The organism is Acinetobacter sp. WU_MDCI_Abxd143, assembly GCF_025514195.1.
Lineage (GTDB): Bacteria > Pseudomonadota > Gammaproteobacteria > Pseudomonadales > Moraxellaceae > Acinetobacter > Acinetobacter pittii_H.
This window is the reverse complement of sequence record NZ_JAHPTH010000003.1, coordinates 21620-37035: the sequence shown is the minus strand read 5'-3', so window position 1 is coordinate 37035 and position 15416 is coordinate 21620. Positions and strand designations below refer to the sequence as shown.

Here is a 15416-nt window from a genome sequence, read left to right as displayed (position 1 = left end):
ACTCCTTTACGCTTGTTGAAAGGGGTTAATCGCAACCCAGTGTTTTTCCACATATGCAATACACGAAGCCCGTGTATCCGGTCCATGCTGAACATCCCACCCCGACGGCACTTGATGTTGAGCAGGCCATAAACTGAACTCACCTTGTTGATTTTTTAAAACCTGAAAAGACAAACTTTCGTTATCGAAAGGATTAATATAGTTTTCCTGTAAGTTGCTCATGATATTGTTATCCTTGATGAAACAAATGGTTATAGTGAAAGAATTTTTTGCAATGCCTTAAGCAAGTCGGTACGCCAGTTCACGGCATCATGTCCGCCTGAAAAACTGTGAAAGCTCACTTGATTGAATGATTGCAATTGTTGATAAAGCTGTAGGGCATCGTCCCGCATATCGGTTTCATACGTGCCGGCACTGATATAAATTTGAGTTGTTTTTGATAATGGATGAGATCGGTTTTGAAGCAGTTCTAAAATATTCCCTTTATATTTTTGACCTAACGTGCTGTTCGAAAAATCTGACCACCAATAAGATCCAGATTGTAAAATCAGAGAAGTAAAAATGGTCGGGAACAACAAAGCGCTATGTAAAGCGCATAATCCACCTAAACTTTGACCGCATAACGTAATGTCTATTTTAGAAATAAAGGAATATTCTTTTAGAAGCGTTTCAATAAGTTCATAAACCAATGCCTGACTAAACGCATCATGACAACCATAATCTTGTTGGCGTTGTTGACTATTTAAACTATGAACAAAAACATAAACTGCTGGACGAATCTTATTTGAATCAGTCAAATGCTGAATTTCGGGAATAATCGAAAGCTCTCGGCTCCAGAGTTGGCCATCAAGCAAAATGATAAGTGGTAAGTCTTCTTGAGTCGATTGATGACTAATAAAAACGTCGACTAAATAGTCCTGCTGGCATAAGCGACTTGACCATTGAAATGTCTTTGTAATTGGGTAATCGCCTATTAAAAATTTTGTGCTTTCGAGTTGAATTTGATTGATGTATCGAGCCAGATGTCCCGTGTAAAACCGATGTTGATTGAATGGATCAATTTGAGCACTCTGTTTAAGCTGGGTTTGCCACCATGCGCGTCGCGTTGCTGCACAATCTGTTTCTGGGGCTTCCTCACTAGCAGTAACTACAACATAACTACCAGCCCAAGCTAGAGGCAACTCTATTTCAAAAAAGTACACATCTGTCCCAGCTATACGGCTAAAACGATTCCACTTTTGATAGATAGAAGGGCTTTGTGAATAGATATCGATATAAACAAAAAGGCTTTCTTTGAGTTCAGAACTACGCCAAATAAAGGTACATAGCGCTTTATTTTTTTGTAGGTTGACCAGCGGGCTACCTAGTTTTTTTACGGTATTCCACCAGACTTCACTCCCAACATTGATTTGTTGAAATAGGGGATGTAAGGGTTGAGAAAATGGCTTCATTTTGAGTCCATCTCGACAAGAAAGCGCGGTCAAATTATCAGAATGATTCTCATTAGTAAATGAAAACAATTATCATTATAATCAATAAAAAAAGATGGGTTTTATTAATATTATTTAAAAACAATAATTTAAATTAGGTTTATGGTTAATAAATAACTTGATTTAGATTGTAATCTTATGTTTGATATTTATCGCACTTGATAATAATGATAATTATTTGCAATTATGTGGCGCAATTTAATATTCGAGTCAAATTGGAGTAAAACATGAGCTCTACCATCGTAGTCACAGGTGCTGCAAGAGGTATTGGAGCTGCTATTGCAAAAAAATTATTGCAGCAAGGGTATCAAGTGATCGGCATCGACCGACAGGAAAACCCAGAACAATGGGAAATCACTCAAAAGCTAGAAGAACGTGAAATATCGCGTTGGCAAGGCTTTCAGCAAGATATTACTGATCAAGAAACAACAGCAAAGCTCATTAACAATATTTTAAACAAATATAGCGTGACAGGTTTAGTGAATGCGGCAGGCGTTTTGATTATGCGTTCTATGCTTGAAGCAAACACAGAAGACTGGCAAACACTTTTCGCAGTAAATGTCATGGCACCTATTGCGATTAGTCAACAACTGGCCAAGCATTTTTGTGAAAAAAAGCAGGGAAGTATTGTCACGATTAGCTCGAACAGTTCACGTATGCCACGTATACAACTTGGCATGTATGCAACGACAAAAGCTGCATTGAGCCATTACTGCCGTAATCTTGCGCTTGAAATCGCACCTCACCAAGTAAGGCTTAATATTGTTTCACCAGGCTCTACGTTAACCCAAATGCAGCAGCAGCTTTGGACAGATAATTCGCCTCCGCCTGCGGTAATCGATGGAGATTTAAGCCAATACCGTACAGGCATTCCCTTAAGAAAATTAGCCCAACCTGAAGATATTGCCAATACGGTGAGTTTTTTACTTTCGGATCAGGCTGCACAAATTACCATGCAAGAAATTGTGGTTGATGGAGGAGCCACTTTAGGCGTTTAAACATCCATTCATTACAACAAAATAACTGTATAAGGAGTTGCGAGATGTCGGCACAGCATCCGTATTTTATCCAACGAGAAAATTTTACTGAAAGCCGCGTTGCATTAGCCCAAGAAATTTTAAATTGTGGAAATGACGCAGGTTTTATTTTTACCACGCCAGAATACACCATCAATAGTCATCAAAAATTACGTGATATTCAAGTTGCTAAAAATAGCCTTTTAAAAGATTGGTTAGATGAAGCACGAGCTCAATTAGAACTTGCAATAAATGACGGTTATAAAGACGTCAAGATTATGGGTGGACTACCATTTTGCTCGGCAGCGGATGTCAATTTAATGCTGATGCAAAATGCAAAAATCTATCAGAAAGTACTCTATGCACAGTCTGATATTGATTTTGATTCTTTATCTTTAGAAAAGGCGGATTATTTCCCTTTAGGTGAACATTACCAACAGCAGGTTGAGTATTTAGTTCAACAAATGCAAGCAAAAAAACTCGATAAAGCCGTACTTGCTCGTATTTTACAACTTGAGTTTGAACAAAATATTCCCGTCTCGGACTTACTTTATAACTTAGCTAAGCATAATCCCGAAGGCTATAACTATGCCGTCGCGAGGCATCCTCAAAGTGAAGGATGGTTTGTCGGTGCAAGCCCCGAACTTTTAATTGCAAAGCAAAATACAAGAATCTGGAGTAAACCGGTTGCTGGCACATTGGCTCGTGATGACGATCCAACTCTAGACCAAAACAACGCCAGAGCATTACTTGCTTCACAAAAAGATCAACATGAGCATGCACTCGTCATCGAAATGATTGCCGATGAGCTCACACCTTTTTGTAAGCAGTTAAAAGTACCTAAGCAACCATCACTCATTCGTACCAAACGCCTTTGGCACTTGGCATCACACATTACTGGCGAACTTAAGCAAGCCGATACACATGTTTTTGACTTAATTGAACGCTTGCACCCAACCCCTGCAATTTGTGGGGAGCCTAGTCCAATTGCGAAAGAACTAATTCAGCAACTTGAACCATTTAACCGTGAATTATTTGCAGGAACTATGGGCTGGGCAGATGAACAAGGTAATGGTGAATGGTCGGTGACTGTTCGCTGTGCCCGAATTTATCAGAACATTGCCCGTTTATTTGCTGGTGCGGGCATTGTTGAAGCTTCTCGACCACAAGCTGAACACGCTGAAACTGCCGCTAAATTTCGAACTGTGCTGGACGGTTTCCAGATTTCACCCAATCAATTGCCAATACAAGGACCAAACACATGACAACACAGGTTTATCTGGATGGTGCCGTGCCATATCCAGCAGAATTTGCAGAGATTTACCGTAAAAAAGGTTACTGGCTTGGACAAAACTTGAGTGATTTCTTGCGTGAAAATGCTCAAAAATACCCGCAAAACATAGCAGTATATGATGGTGATAAAGCCGTTAGTTACACTGAGTTTGATCATTTAGTTGATTACTGTACAAGCCACTTATATCAACATGGACTAAGAGCGGGCGATAAAGCAGTTGTACAAATGCCGAATCACTATCAGTTCTATGTTTTATTTTTTGCACTGATTCGGCTTGGTGCTTTACCTGTGATGTCTTTACCTGCACATCGCTTTGCAGAACTCAGTAGTTTTTTTAAACAAACTGAAGCAAAAGCTTATTTCTGCGCTGATTTTGGTGCACAAAAATTTGACTACCGAGAGCTCGCCGAAAAGCTTCAGCAAACTGCTCCTTGCTTACAACATATATTTGTCCTCGGAAATGCCGACAAATATGTAGCTATTCAAGATCTATTAAAAGAAACCAATATTTTAGATGAGGCGATTTCGCCAACTACGGCGGATCAGGTTGCTTTCTTACAACTTTCAGGTGGAAGTACCGGTGTTCCTAAACTGATTCCACGTACCCATGACGACTATCTATATAGCGTACGTGAGAGCGCAAAAATCTGCCGTCTTAATCAGTCATCACGTTTACTCATGGTTTTACCCTCGGCGCATAACTTTTCAATGAGCTCGGCCGGTTCTTTAGGTATTTTTTATTCAGGTGGGGCTGTGGTTTTAGGAACTGATCCAAGCCCTGAAACTGCTTTTTCATTAATCAAAAAACACGGTGTGACTGATGCTTGTTTGGTTCCTGCTTTGGTTCGACCATGGATGGATAAAGCAGCGAAAGATCAAGATCCAATATTGTCGATTCTTCGTTGCTTGCAAGTCGGAGGAGCACGTTTACCCGATGCCGTTGCCTCACGCCTAATTGATGAGTTCCAAGTCAATCTACAACAAGTTTTTGGCATGGCAGAAGGACTGGTGAACTACACCCGTTTTGACATGACGAAAGAGCAAATTATCCATACCCAAGGTCTAAAAATCTCGCAAGATGATGAAATCTTGGTGCTGGATGATAACGATCAGCCAGTAGACGCTGGGGAAGTAGGGCATTTGCTAACTCGTGGGCCTTATACCATTCGTGGCTATTATCAAGCACCAGAGCACAATGCTCGTTCTTTTACACCAGATGGTTTTTATCGAACAGGCGATTTAGTGCGTATTCGCGAAGATGGCTGCATTGTGGTAGAAGGCCGTTCAAAAGAACAAATCAATCGCGCTGGTGAAAAAATTGCGACCGAAGAGGTTGAACAAGCTTTATTAACTCACCCACAAATCCGTTTGGCAGCACTAGTTGCTATGCCTGATGAGATTATGGGGGAAAAAAGCTGTGCATTTATTGCATGGCAAGCACAAAGTGATGACCCAAGCCCCATTCGTCTTGCAATGTCAGTTCGTCAACATCTTAAGGATTATGGACTGGCTACCTACAAAATTCCCGATCGAGTCGAATTTATCGAGCAATTTCCATATACAGCCTTTGGAAAAATCGACAAAAAAAAATTACGTCAACAACTTGAAACTAACACCAATGTTCTTGCTTAAAGATGAAAAAGGAAAAATTTGATGAGTATTCCTAAAATTGCTAGTTACAGCATGCCACAAGCGCACGAGTTTACAGCGAATAAAACACATTGGCAGTTGCATACCAATCGTGCTGTTTTATTAGTACATGATATGCAGCAATATTTTTTAGATTTTTATGATCAAACTCAAGCGCCTATTCCAGAGCTTATTAAAAATACCAAAGAACTGATTGAAACTGCGCGTAAGTTTAATATTCCTGTGGTCTATACGGCACAGCCCGGTAACCAGACACCTGAACATCGCCAGTTATTAACTGACTTTTGGGGAACTGGCCTAAAAGATGATCCGAAAATCACTCAAATTTTGCCGGAAATTTCCCCTCAAAAAAATGATACTGTTTTAACAAAGTGGCGTTATAGCGCATTTAAGTTTTCTCCACTTGAACAACTCATGCGTGAGTCAAACCGCGACCAGCTCATCATTTGTGGTGTTTATACTCATATTGGCTGTCTTATGAGTGCAGCGGAAGCCTTTATGCTAAATATCCAGCCATTTTTATGCGGAGACGCGCTCGCTGATTTTAGCCGTGAAGAACACGATATGGCTTTAAAATACGCAAGTACACGTTGTGGGCAAGTGATGGCAACTCAGCAAGTCACACGAGCTTGGGCGCTTGAACAAGCTGCATCACCACTTACTCAAGAAGGTATTGTTTTGGCAGTGAGTGAACAGCTTCAGATTCCTGCATCAGACATTCAGTTAAATGATGATTTACTCATGCTTGGACTTGATTCAGTACGACTCATGACATTAGTGGGTAAATGGCAAGCTTACGGCGCACAGGTAAGCTTTGAAGATTTAGCTGAACAACCAACCCTAGAAGTTTGGATTGAGAAGCTAGTCGCTTAATTTGAAAGAATAAAAAAAGCAGATATTAAATCTGCTTTTTTTATTCTAAGTTTTAAAAGGATGTATTGTCTTTTTTAATACGGCTGTTAAATCTCAAAGTTCTACTCAACCATGGTTTGCTTATTGACCACTGAAAACTCGGTAAACTATGAACCACAACAAAGAAGAACACAGTAAATAGCGGTACCAGTAATGTACCAAACACGACACTGCCAAATACGCTCATTCCAATTTCATATCTGCTCGCAGCACCTGCCCCAGTTGCAAAAATTAGAGGAACCACACCCGCACCAAAGGCGAGAGAAGTCATTAAAATCGGACGTAAACGTAGTTTTAAAGCCTCACTAGCCGCATCGATTTTACTTTTTCCTTGTTTGAGTGCTTGAGTCGCAAACTCAACAATGAGAATGGCATTTTTACAAGATAAGCCAATACCTGTTAATAGGGCAATTTGAAAGTAAACATCGTTAGGTAACTTAAAAATCCAAGCAAAAATAATAGTGCCTGTAATACCTAAGGGAAGCCCTAATAAAATAATAAAAGGAACTTTCCAGCTTTCATACAAGGCAGCCAAACATAAGAAAATAAACAAAATAGAAATGAGATATAAATAGATCGCTTGACGGCTTGATTGTTGCTCTTGTAAAGAAAGACCGCTCCATGCGACATCTATACCAGACTGTTTACTGACCATATCACTTAACTGTTGCATTGCCTGACCTGAGCTAAAGCCTGGACTTACATTGGCTTCAAGTTGAATGGCAGTTAGTCCCATAAATCGGGTAAGAGCTTCTGGGCCACCTGTCCACTGACTTTGCGCAAAATGAGCAAGGGAAAGCATTCCACCTGAGTTGTTGCGTACATGCCAATACGCTAAATCCTCGGGTTTAGAACGAAACTCTGCATCGCCTTGCATAATGATTCTCTTAATTCGACCTCGTTCAACAAAATCGCCAACATAGTTTCCACCCCAGGCAGTCGATAGTGTTGAACGAATTGCTTGTTGGTCAATTCCTAACATTTTGGCTTTATTTTGATCGAGTTGAATAAATACTTCGGCTTTATCTTCACTCACAAGAGGACTTAGATTTTCAAAGGCTGAATAATTTCGAGATTCTTTTTCTAAGGCTTTATATTGTTTAATTAATTCATCGCGCCCTTGACCATTTACATCTCTAAGCCAAAGTTCTAAAGCGTCAGATTGACCTAAACCAGATACACTTGGTGGCATTCCTACCATGACTTTAGCCGGCAAGTTTTTTTGTAAATATGCTTGGGCACGTTCACGAATAGCACTCGCCGTATTAGCTTCTCCTTTACGCTCATTCCAATGTTTAAGCGAAACAAAGGCCATACCTAAATTTGGACCGCTCCCTGAAAAGTTTTGTCCATTTACGACCAGTACGGTATTTATATTTTTACCTTCATGTTCAAAGAAATAATTATTGACGAGTCTTCCAATTTCTTCGGTTTGGCTCATTGAAGCACTGTTATGCAAACTATAGGGAACAGCAAGTAATCCTTGATCTTCATTTGGAATAAAGCTTGTAGGCAAACTGCGGTAAATCATCAATAGAATAACCGCGATGCCCACAACCAACAGACTGGAAAATACTTTAAACTGGATTAAACGAACAGATAAAAAACTAAAAGCTGATCTGAATTTTTGAAGAGCAAGCTCAAGCATTTGTCCCCATTTTGGTTTTTTATGATGTTTTTTTAATAAAACTGCGCACATTGCTGGCGTGATGGTTATAGCTACAAATAGCGATAACAACATGGCTGCTGCTAATGTAATAGGAAACTGACGGTAAATCATACCCGTCGAACCACTAAAAAAAGCCATTGGAATAAATACCGCGGTTAAGACCAGCGTAATACCCACCAATGCACCGCTAATCTCTTGCATCGACATCAAACAAGCTTCACGTACACTCAGTTGTTGTTCGTGCATGAGACGTTCAACATTTTCTACGACTACAATCGTGTCATCAACCAATAATCCAATCGCTAAAACCAGTGCAAATAGCGTAAGCGTGTTAATACTCATCCCAAATAGATATAACACTACAAATGTGCCACTAATGACGATCGGAACAGTAATGGTTGGAATAAGAGTTGCACGCCAATTTTGTAAAAAGAGATACATCACAATAACAACGAGCACGATTGCTTCAAGCAACGTGATCATGACCTGCTTAATTGACTCTTCAATAAATGGTGTATTGTCTCGTGGATAAACGACTTTATATCCTGCTGGTAAATGCTGGCTAAGCTGAGCCATTTTTTCTTTAATAAGAGCAGAAGTCTCGATTGCATTCGCATCAGGGCTTAGAGAAATACCTAAACCTGCCGATGGGTAGCCATTAAGTGTATTAATGCTTTCGTAATTTTCTGCTCCTAACTCGACTCTCGCGACATCTTTTAAATAAACAAGGCTACCGTCAACATTTGCTTTAACGACTACCGATTTAAAGTCATCAATTGTTTTTAAGCGCGAACCTGCTTTTACTTTTGCATAAATATTTTGATCAGAAGCAGAGGGCATTGCACCAATCGAACCAGCAGCAATTTGGGTATTATAATCTTCGAGGGCCTTTTCAATATCACTCGGCACAAGTTGGTAATTTCTAAGCTGATTTGGGTTTAACCAAATGCGCATGGCATAACTTGAACCAAAAACATCAACTTCACCAATTCCTTGTAATTGACTTAAAGGTTGTTCAAAGTGATTCACCATATAATCAGACAAATCAATATTGCTGGTTTTTCCTGTTTCATCATATAGCCCCACAATCAGCAGCATATCGCCAGTGGTTTTCCATATGTTTACGCCTTGTCTTTGAACTTCCTCAGGTAAACGGTTTAAAGCACCATTAATTCGGTTTTGTACTTGGAGCTGCGCTTTATCGATATCTGTGCCAATTTTAAAATGAATATCAATGCTGCTCGTTCCGGACGATTCACTATGTGACGTAAAGTACAGCAAATTATCCAGCCCCTTTATTTGTTGTTCTAAAATTTGGGTCACACTTTCTTCTACGGTGTCAGCAGCTGCACCACGATAGTTTGCAACAACCGTAACACCGGGCGGTGCAAGGTTTGGATAGCGTTCGACAGGCATGGCTAAAGTGGCAAAAAAACCAAAAATAAGAATAGTGATTGCAATGACACAAACAAAGATAGGGTGGTAGATAAAAAAACGAGAGAGCATTGTTATGTCTACTTTAAGATTGTTTTAAATAGGTTTTTAGGCACACGAAAGTTTAATGTTAACGCTTTTTTAAGCCACAAACAATAATGATTATCATTATACAAATAATAATTATTTTTATCTTGAACAGTAAAAGTCATGAGTATATGATGCTCGGCACATCATAAATGATAATAATTATCATGTGGTAATCATTATCCAGAATAAGGGCCGAGAAATGACGTTAACTAAAAAGGCGCTGGTGGTCGCCATCTCAACACTGCTTCCGTTTGCAGTTCAAGCAAATACAGATAGTGAACAGCCGAGTAATAATGAATCAGTTCAAAAACTTAAAACTATTGTAGTTTCCGCTGCATTAAAAGAACAAGATGTAGATAAAGCACCTGCATCCATTAGTGTGATCACGAGTGAAGAGATTGAACGTAGTGCGGCGCTCAGTCTTGCTGATGTTTTACAAAAACAAGCTGGGGTTTATAACTATAACAGCGGTCAAGATAAAATCGTTATACGGGGAATGCTAAATACATCAGGTAACTACACCTTAATTCTTTTAAATGGTAAGCGCATGTCATCTAATGGTGCCATGTGGCGTGGTAATGACTTTGACTGGAGTGCAATTCCTTTAAATAGTATTGAACGTGTTGAAGTTATTCGCGGACCGATGTCATCTCTCTATGGAGCAGATGCTATGGGTGGAGTCATCAATATTATTACCAAGAAAGCTGAAGACGGACAACTTCATGGTTCGGTCTTTGGGCAATATAACCGAGCAGACCGCGGAAATGGTAAAGATCAATTCCGTTACGGATTTAACTTATACGGTGGTTTAACCGACAATCTAAGTTTTACTTTGGCCGGAGATGCCTATAACCGTGATGCATGGTACCGAAATGGGAAACCAGATCCAGATGGCGCTTACTTTGTAGAAAAAGATACTAAAAACGTAAATGGTACATTAAGTTGGAACATTAATGACCAACAAACTTTAGACCTAGATTTGGGTTATAACAATGATAAACGCCCATTGACCCAAGATGCGGCAACTTCAATTCAAGAATCAGAAATGAAACGAACCAATGTGGGAATTGCACACCGCGGAAAATGGGGTTGGGGTAAAACAGAAGCTTACATTGGTAAAGAAACAGCTAAAATTTATGACTATGACAGCGAATATGATGCGCCACAAAATCGTCAATATAAGCAAGAAAATTTAATTGGTCGTGCTTTCGCGAACTTTGACTGGCTCATGAATAACACCACAGCAGGTTTTGATTATAAAGACCAAAAAATTACAGACGTTGTGAGCTATATCGGCACTGGAAAAAACCAGCAGAAGAGTTACGGTGTATTTGTTCAAAACGATACCCATATTAATGATGCACTGACTTTAACTTTAGGCGGCCGTTACGACGACTTTGATGACTTTGATGGTAAATCGACTGGTAAAGCTTATTTGTCCTATGAACTCGCTGAAGGTGTGGTCTTAAAAGGTGGTGTTGGTCAAGCTTATAAAGTTCCAGCTCCAGCACAGTTAGATATCAATTACTCAATGATTTCATGTGGTGGTAGTTGTCATATTCGAGGTAATCCTGACTTAGAACCAGAAGAAAGCACCAACTATGAAGCATCCTTAATTGTGACTCGTCCAAACTGGAATGCTGGTGTTACCGTTTTCCAAAATGATGTGAAGAATCTGATTGAAGCTATTACTTTAAGTGATGGAGACCCGCGTTTAGTGGGTGATTTTAGAAAAATCTGGACCAATGTAAGCCGTGCAGAACTCAAAGGAGTTGAGCTTACAGGTGGTTATGACTTCACGGATAATTTAGGTGTTAAGGCAAACGCTACTTACTTAGATGCAAAAAATAAAACCACAGGTAAAGACTTAACTGAACGACCAGAATGGCTGGCTAATGGTTCAATTTCTTGGGCACCCGTTGAAGACTTCCGTGTAAATGCAGGGGTAAGCTACGTTGGTAAGCAAATGTACTCTGCAACGAAAGAGTTACCAGCCTATACCACTTATGACGTGACATTTACTTCACCACTTTCACCACGCTTAACATTGGACTATGGTGTAAAAAACCTGACCGATGTTGATCTTGAAGATAAAAATAAAACCTTTAATACCAAACTTTATGGCCGTAATTATTTTGTAAAAGCGACTTATAGTTTCTAAGGTAAAACGAAGGGCAAAGCCTATTCATAGGGGAATAGGCTTTGCTTTTTTAACATACAAATATCCATAATTTTCAATTAAGTATAGACAAAATAATTTTAAAAAATTTCTATATTTTTTCAACATTAAGGTTAATTAATCATGACAGCAACTTCAAAATCATTATTAAATGGACTACCAATAAAAAAATCGAGAATACAGGTTTTTGAAATTTTAAATCAAAATCCACAAGGCTTAAGTGCTGTGAGTATTTATGCGCAAATTAAAAATGAACATAAAATAACGCTAGGAACGGTTTATCGAATCTTGTCGGAATTTGAAAACCGTAAACTCATCAAAAGAGTATTTCTAGGAAAAAGCAAGAGTATTTATAAGCTTAGAAAAGATAAGATGAGCTGTAACTTGATTTGTCTAAAAACGGCAGAAGCAACCAGTTATGAACATGAAAAAGTGAAAGAACTACTTCATGAAGTCATAGATGTTATTTTTGCGAATACAGGAACTAATATCAGTAGTATTGAGCTTAATCTCTATACAGAATAAAAAGTTTAGAGAGAAAAAAGGACAGCCTAAACTGTCCTTTTTTTATTAAATTTGCTATTTGATGACTTTAATTCGAGTAGTCGCTGGAATAATTAAAGGTGAATTCTTTGAATTTTCCGCAATATAGCTTTCAAGGGCATCAATATCTTGACCACCACCTACACGGTTTTGACCTTCTTTTAATACTGTAAAGTTGTCACCACCATCTGCTAAGAAGCTATTGACTGTTACTCGGTATACCTTAGTGTCAACCAATGGTGAACTAGCAACCATGATGTTACTTGCTCGTGGTGAAACAGACGTATTTGCCGCATATTGATAAGTTAATTCTTTAGACGGCTGTAAAATTCTAGGTGAGTTTGCATTTGCACCAGACCATTGCTGCTCAAGTACATCTCTAATCTGCTTACCCGTTAAGCTCAAAGTCACAATAGAGTTACCAAAAGGTTGCACCGCAAAAACATCGCCAAATGTAATCTGGTTACTACTGTTAATAAGTAGATCGGCACGTACACCACCTGGGTTCATTAAAGTAAAGTCAGAGCCTTGGTTACTTGCCTTTAACGCAGCCGCTTGCTGAGCATCTGCAATCATAATACCCAGCGGACTTTCACCACTTTCAACTTGAGTACGACTTACTACTGCTGTTGCAGTTCCAACCACACGGCTTGAAATGGTAGTCACCGCTTGGCGATATTTATCTAAAATCGCTTCAATGCTTGGTGTTTTACTAAATTTTTGATAGAGATCGGTAAGGCTTACGGTGGTTGTGCCAGATGTATAGGCCTCACTTTGTACAGGAACTTGTTTAGCATCCTTTTTAATCACATCACCAGTTTTACCATCAAGTTCAACCTTGATGTCAGTAATGAGCGTGCCATATTGTCCAGCTGAGGTAAGTAAGAACGGTTTTGCAGGATTTTTTGTAGCATAGTCACAAATATAAGATTGGTGTGTATGGCCTGAAACAACAATATCAACTGCTGGATTAAGCTTATCCAAAATTCCTAAAATCGGGCCGCTTAAGCCATCACATGTTTTTTCATTAAACTTCGTACTTGGCGCTGCACCTTCATGTACCACCACTACAATCGCTTCAATTCCTTGTTTTTGTAACTCAGGAATCAAGGCATTTACGGTATCGGCTTCATCACGAAACTCAACGTCTTTAATGCCGGCAGCAGAAACAATACTTGGCGTTGCTTTCAGAGTTAAACCAATAAATGCAACTGGAATACCACCATAGGTTTTGACTTTATAGGCAGGAAAGATCGTTTTGCTCGCATCATTTTTCATTGCTACGTTAGCAGCAAGGAAATCAAATTTTGCACCACTAAAGTTTTTATTAATTTGACAAGGCGCAGTGCTGGTATATTGCTGACATCCACCGTTCTTTAAACGGCGTAATTCATCTGTACCACGGTCAAATTCATGGTTACCGACAGCATTAAAGTCAATTTGAATATCATTCATGACTTCAATGGTTGGTTCATCTAAAAATAAAGAAGAAGTGAGCGGAGAGGCACTAATTAAATCGCCTGCCGAAACCACAGCATTATTTGGATTTTCTGCTTTAAGTTTTTTAATCGCATCGGCAAAGTAACTCACTCCACCCACAGGAATACGAACAGATTGAGCAGCATCATTTGGATTTGGTGCCTCGACATAACGCTTAGGTGGCTCAAGATTTCCATGAAAGTCATTAAAAGCTAAAATATTTACGGTTTGATTGCTTCTTTGGACAGGTGGTGCGGTGTCATTATCATCATCATTACATCCCGCCAATAACGCTACTGCCAGAGAAAGTGTTGTTACTTTAAAAAGTATTGTTAAATTTTTCATTTTTTTATCATTTGATCAATTAAGACGGATAAAAAAATACGCTTTTAGTATGAATGTTTGATGAAACATCCAATAAGCAAATATGTTCGAAATATTAAAATTTGGACAAAAAATACAATTATCGAACAATATCTTAGCTAGGGGTGGTCTACAAACCCAATTTTTTTATTTAGAATAAATTTTTAATTGCCTTATAAATCTTAATCAAGTGATTCATTTCATAAGATTAATATGAACCGGAGATAATTTATGCAATGGACTAAACCAGCTTTTACTGATTTACGAATTGGTTTTGAAGTTACCATGTACTTCGAAGCGCGTTAATCAGTTTCATCCAAATATGTCATAAGCCCTAGTCTTGTTCTAGGGCTTATCTCTTTCTAATAAGATATTAATTTTATGTATATTTATGTTTTAGGTTCAGCTGCCGGAGGCGGGTTCCCGCAGTGGAATTGTAATTGCCCGAATTGTCATGGTGTACGCACAGGGTCAATCCAAGCCAAAGCTCGTACTCAATCATCAATTGCTGTTTCTGAAAATGGAATAGACTGGGTTTTATTAAACGCATCACCAGATATCCGTCAGCAACTTTTCGAATTTAAAGCAGCTCAACCAGCACGTAAATTGCGTGATACAGGAATAACAAGCGTTATTTTAATGGACAGTCAGTTAGACCATACGACTGGGCTTTTAACCTTACGTGAAGGTTGCCCAATGAATGTATGGTGTACAGAAATGGTCCACCAAGATTTAACGAGCGGCTTTCCAGTATTTAATATGCTCAAACACTGGACTGGTGGTCTTCAATACCATGAAATTAATCCTAAACAAGCCTTTAAAATTGATGGTTTCGAAAATTTAGAATTTTTGCCCTTAATTATTAAAAGCGCTGCGCCACCATATTCACCGCATCGAAATGACCCACATGACGGCGACAATATTGCTTTAATTATTAAAGATCATAAAACACAGAAGCAGTTATTCTATGCACCAGGTCTTGGAAAAATTGACGATCAAATCATGCAGATTATGCAGAGTTCAGACTGTGTCATGATTGATGGTACGCTTTGGACAGACGATGAAATGCAACAAACAGGGGTTGGAACTAAAACTGGCCGTGAAATGGGGCATTTATATATTAGTGGCGAAGGTGGTTCACTGTCTTATTTAAACCAGCTGAGTACACCTAAAAAAGTGCTGATTCATATTAACAACACCAATCCAATTTTAAATGAAAACTCTAGCCAGTTTGCTGAGCTTAAAGCAAATGGTGTAGAAGTTGCCTATGATGGCATGCAGATTGAACTCTAAGGTG

General features: G+C 39.0%; 12 protein-coding genes and 1 pseudogene. 9 read left to right on the top strand and 4 right to left on the bottom strand.

What is annotated here, in order from left to right; translation table 11 throughout:
- Nucleotides 1-6: 6 nt before the first annotated feature.
- Both KTI79_RS08200 and fes read right to left on the bottom strand, forming a co-directional pair.
- Complete coding sequence (locus KTI79_RS08200) at nucleotides 7-222, bottom strand: MbtH family protein (protein ID WP_003651732.1); 216 nt, start codon at nucleotides 220-222, stop codon at nucleotides 7-9.
- A 29-nt stretch (nucleotides 223-251) separates the two neighbouring features.
- The gene (gene fes / locus KTI79_RS08195; protein ID WP_032054927.1) at nucleotides 252-1451 is read right to left on the bottom strand and encodes an enterochelin esterase; all 1200 of its coding nucleotides are present in this window, start codon (nucleotides 1449-1451) and stop codon (nucleotides 252-254) included.
- 266 nt (nucleotides 1452-1717) lie between these two features.
- Between fes and KTI79_RS08190 the strand changes: the two genes are divergently transcribed.
- The 5 genes and pseudogenes from KTI79_RS08190 to KTI79_RS08170 all read left to right on the top strand — a co-directional run bounded on the left by KTI79_RS08190 (nucleotide 1718) and on the right by KTI79_RS08170 (nucleotide 6323).
- Nucleotides 1718-2488 (top strand): SDR family oxidoreductase, encoded by a 771-nt coding sequence (locus KTI79_RS08190; protein ID WP_086375793.1) that lies wholly within the window; start codon nucleotides 1718-1720, stop codon nucleotides 2486-2488.
- A 44-nt stretch (nucleotides 2489-2532) separates the two neighbouring features.
- Nucleotides 2533-3771, top strand: coding sequence for an isochorismate synthase MenF (locus KTI79_RS08185; protein ID WP_032054925.1), 1239 nt, complete (start codon nucleotides 2533-2535; stop codon nucleotides 3769-3771).
- Nucleotides 3768-5432 carry a (2,3-dihydroxybenzoyl)adenylate synthase gene (locus tag KTI79_RS08180; protein ID WP_032054924.1) on the top strand — a complete coding sequence of 555 codons (1665 nt, stop codon included), beginning with the start codon at nucleotides 3768-3770 and terminating at the stop codon, nucleotides 5430-5432. The genes KTI79_RS08185 and KTI79_RS08180 overlap by 4 nt, the downstream gene beginning before the upstream one ends.
- Before the next feature lie 21 nt (nucleotides 5433-5453).
- Nucleotides 5454-6104, top strand: a pseudogene (locus tag KTI79_RS08175) (isochorismatase family protein); the annotation flags it as partial.
- Nucleotides 6105-6134: 30 nt separating this feature from the next.
- Complete coding sequence (locus KTI79_RS08170; RefSeq protein WP_400198623.1) at nucleotides 6135-6323, top strand: phosphopantetheine-binding protein; 189 nt, start codon at nucleotides 6135-6137, stop codon at nucleotides 6321-6323.
- A gap of 52 nt (nucleotides 6324-6375) precedes the next feature.
- On the opposite strand, the gene KTI79_RS08165 is transcribed toward KTI79_RS08170, so the two are convergent.
- Entirely contained in the window at nucleotides 6376-9537 is a 3162-nt protein-coding gene (locus KTI79_RS08165; protein ID WP_032054922.1) for a multidrug efflux RND transporter permease subunit, read from the bottom strand.
- Nucleotides 9538-9754: 217 nt separating this feature from the next.
- On the opposite strand from KTI79_RS08165, the gene KTI79_RS08160 reads away from it, so the two are divergent.
- Together KTI79_RS08160 and KTI79_RS08155 are read left to right on the top strand one after the other, a co-directional pair.
- A complete protein-coding gene (locus KTI79_RS08160; protein ID WP_086375794.1) occupies nucleotides 9755-11716 on the top strand; it encodes a TonB-dependent receptor plug domain-containing protein in 1962 nt (653 codons plus the stop codon).
- A gap of 141 nt (nucleotides 11717-11857) precedes the next feature.
- A complete protein-coding gene (locus KTI79_RS08155) occupies nucleotides 11858-12259 on the top strand; it encodes a transcriptional repressor (RefSeq protein WP_032056386.1) in 402 nt (133 codons plus the stop codon).
- A gap of 54 nt (nucleotides 12260-12313) precedes the next feature.
- Here KTI79_RS08155 and KTI79_RS08150 read toward each other — a convergent pair whose 3' ends face one another.
- Nucleotides 12314-14101 carry a bifunctional metallophosphatase/5'-nucleotidase gene (locus KTI79_RS08150; protein ID WP_032056385.1) on the bottom strand — a complete coding sequence of 596 codons (1788 nt, stop codon included), beginning with the start codon at nucleotides 14099-14101 and terminating at the stop codon, nucleotides 12314-12316.
- Nucleotides 14102-14350: 249 nt separating this feature from the next.
- Here KTI79_RS08150 and pqqA point away from each other — a divergent pair, with 249 nt between their 5' ends.
- Both pqqA and pqqB read left to right on the top strand, forming a co-directional pair.
- A complete protein-coding gene (gene pqqA / locus KTI79_RS08145; RefSeq protein ID WP_001982218.1) occupies nucleotides 14351-14425 on the top strand; it encodes a pyrroloquinoline quinone precursor peptide PqqA in 75 nt (24 codons plus the stop codon).
- 75 nt (nucleotides 14426-14500) lie between these two features.
- Nucleotides 14501-15412 carry a pyrroloquinoline quinone biosynthesis protein PqqB gene (gene pqqB, locus KTI79_RS08140; protein WP_032056383.1) on the top strand — a complete coding sequence of 304 codons (912 nt, stop codon included), beginning with the start codon at nucleotides 14501-14503 and terminating at the stop codon, nucleotides 15410-15412.
- The last annotated feature ends 4 nt before the right edge of the window (nucleotides 15413-15416 follow it).

Excerpts from the sequence above, each read along its gene's own strand:
- pqqB (WP_032056383.1), top strand. The coding sequence starts at position 14,501 with ATGTATATTTATGTTTTAGGTTCAGCTGCCGGAGGCGGGTTCCCGCAG.
- KTI79_RS08150 (WP_032056385.1), bottom strand. The coding sequence starts at position 14,101 with ATGAAAAATTTAACAATACTTTTTAAAGTAACAACACTTTCTCTGGCA.
- KTI79_RS08180 (WP_032054924.1), top strand. The coding sequence starts at position 3,768 with ATGACAACACAGGTTTATCTGGATGGTGCCGTGCCATATCCAGCAGAA.
- KTI79_RS08165 (WP_032054922.1), bottom strand. The coding sequence starts at position 9,537 with ATGCTCTCTCGTTTTTTTATCTACCACCCTATCTTTGTTTGTGTCATT.
- KTI79_RS08190 (WP_086375793.1), top strand. The coding sequence starts at position 1,718 with ATGAGCTCTACCATCGTAGTCACAGGTGCTGCAAGAGGTATTGGAGCT.
- KTI79_RS08160 (WP_086375794.1), top strand. The coding sequence starts at position 9,755 with ATGACGTTAACTAAAAAGGCGCTGGTGGTCGCCATCTCAACACTGCTT.
- KTI79_RS08155 (WP_032056386.1), top strand. The coding sequence starts at position 11,858 with ATGACAGCAACTTCAAAATCATTATTAAATGGACTACCAATAAAAAAA.
- fes (WP_032054927.1), bottom strand. The coding sequence starts at position 1,451 with ATGAAGCCATTTTCTCAACCCTTACATCCCCTATTTCAACAAATCAAT.
- KTI79_RS08200 (WP_003651732.1), bottom strand. The coding sequence starts at position 222 with ATGAGCAACTTACAGGAAAACTATATTAATCCTTTCGATAACGAAAGT.
- KTI79_RS08185 (WP_032054925.1), top strand. The coding sequence starts at position 2,533 with ATGTCGGCACAGCATCCGTATTTTATCCAACGAGAAAATTTTACTGAA.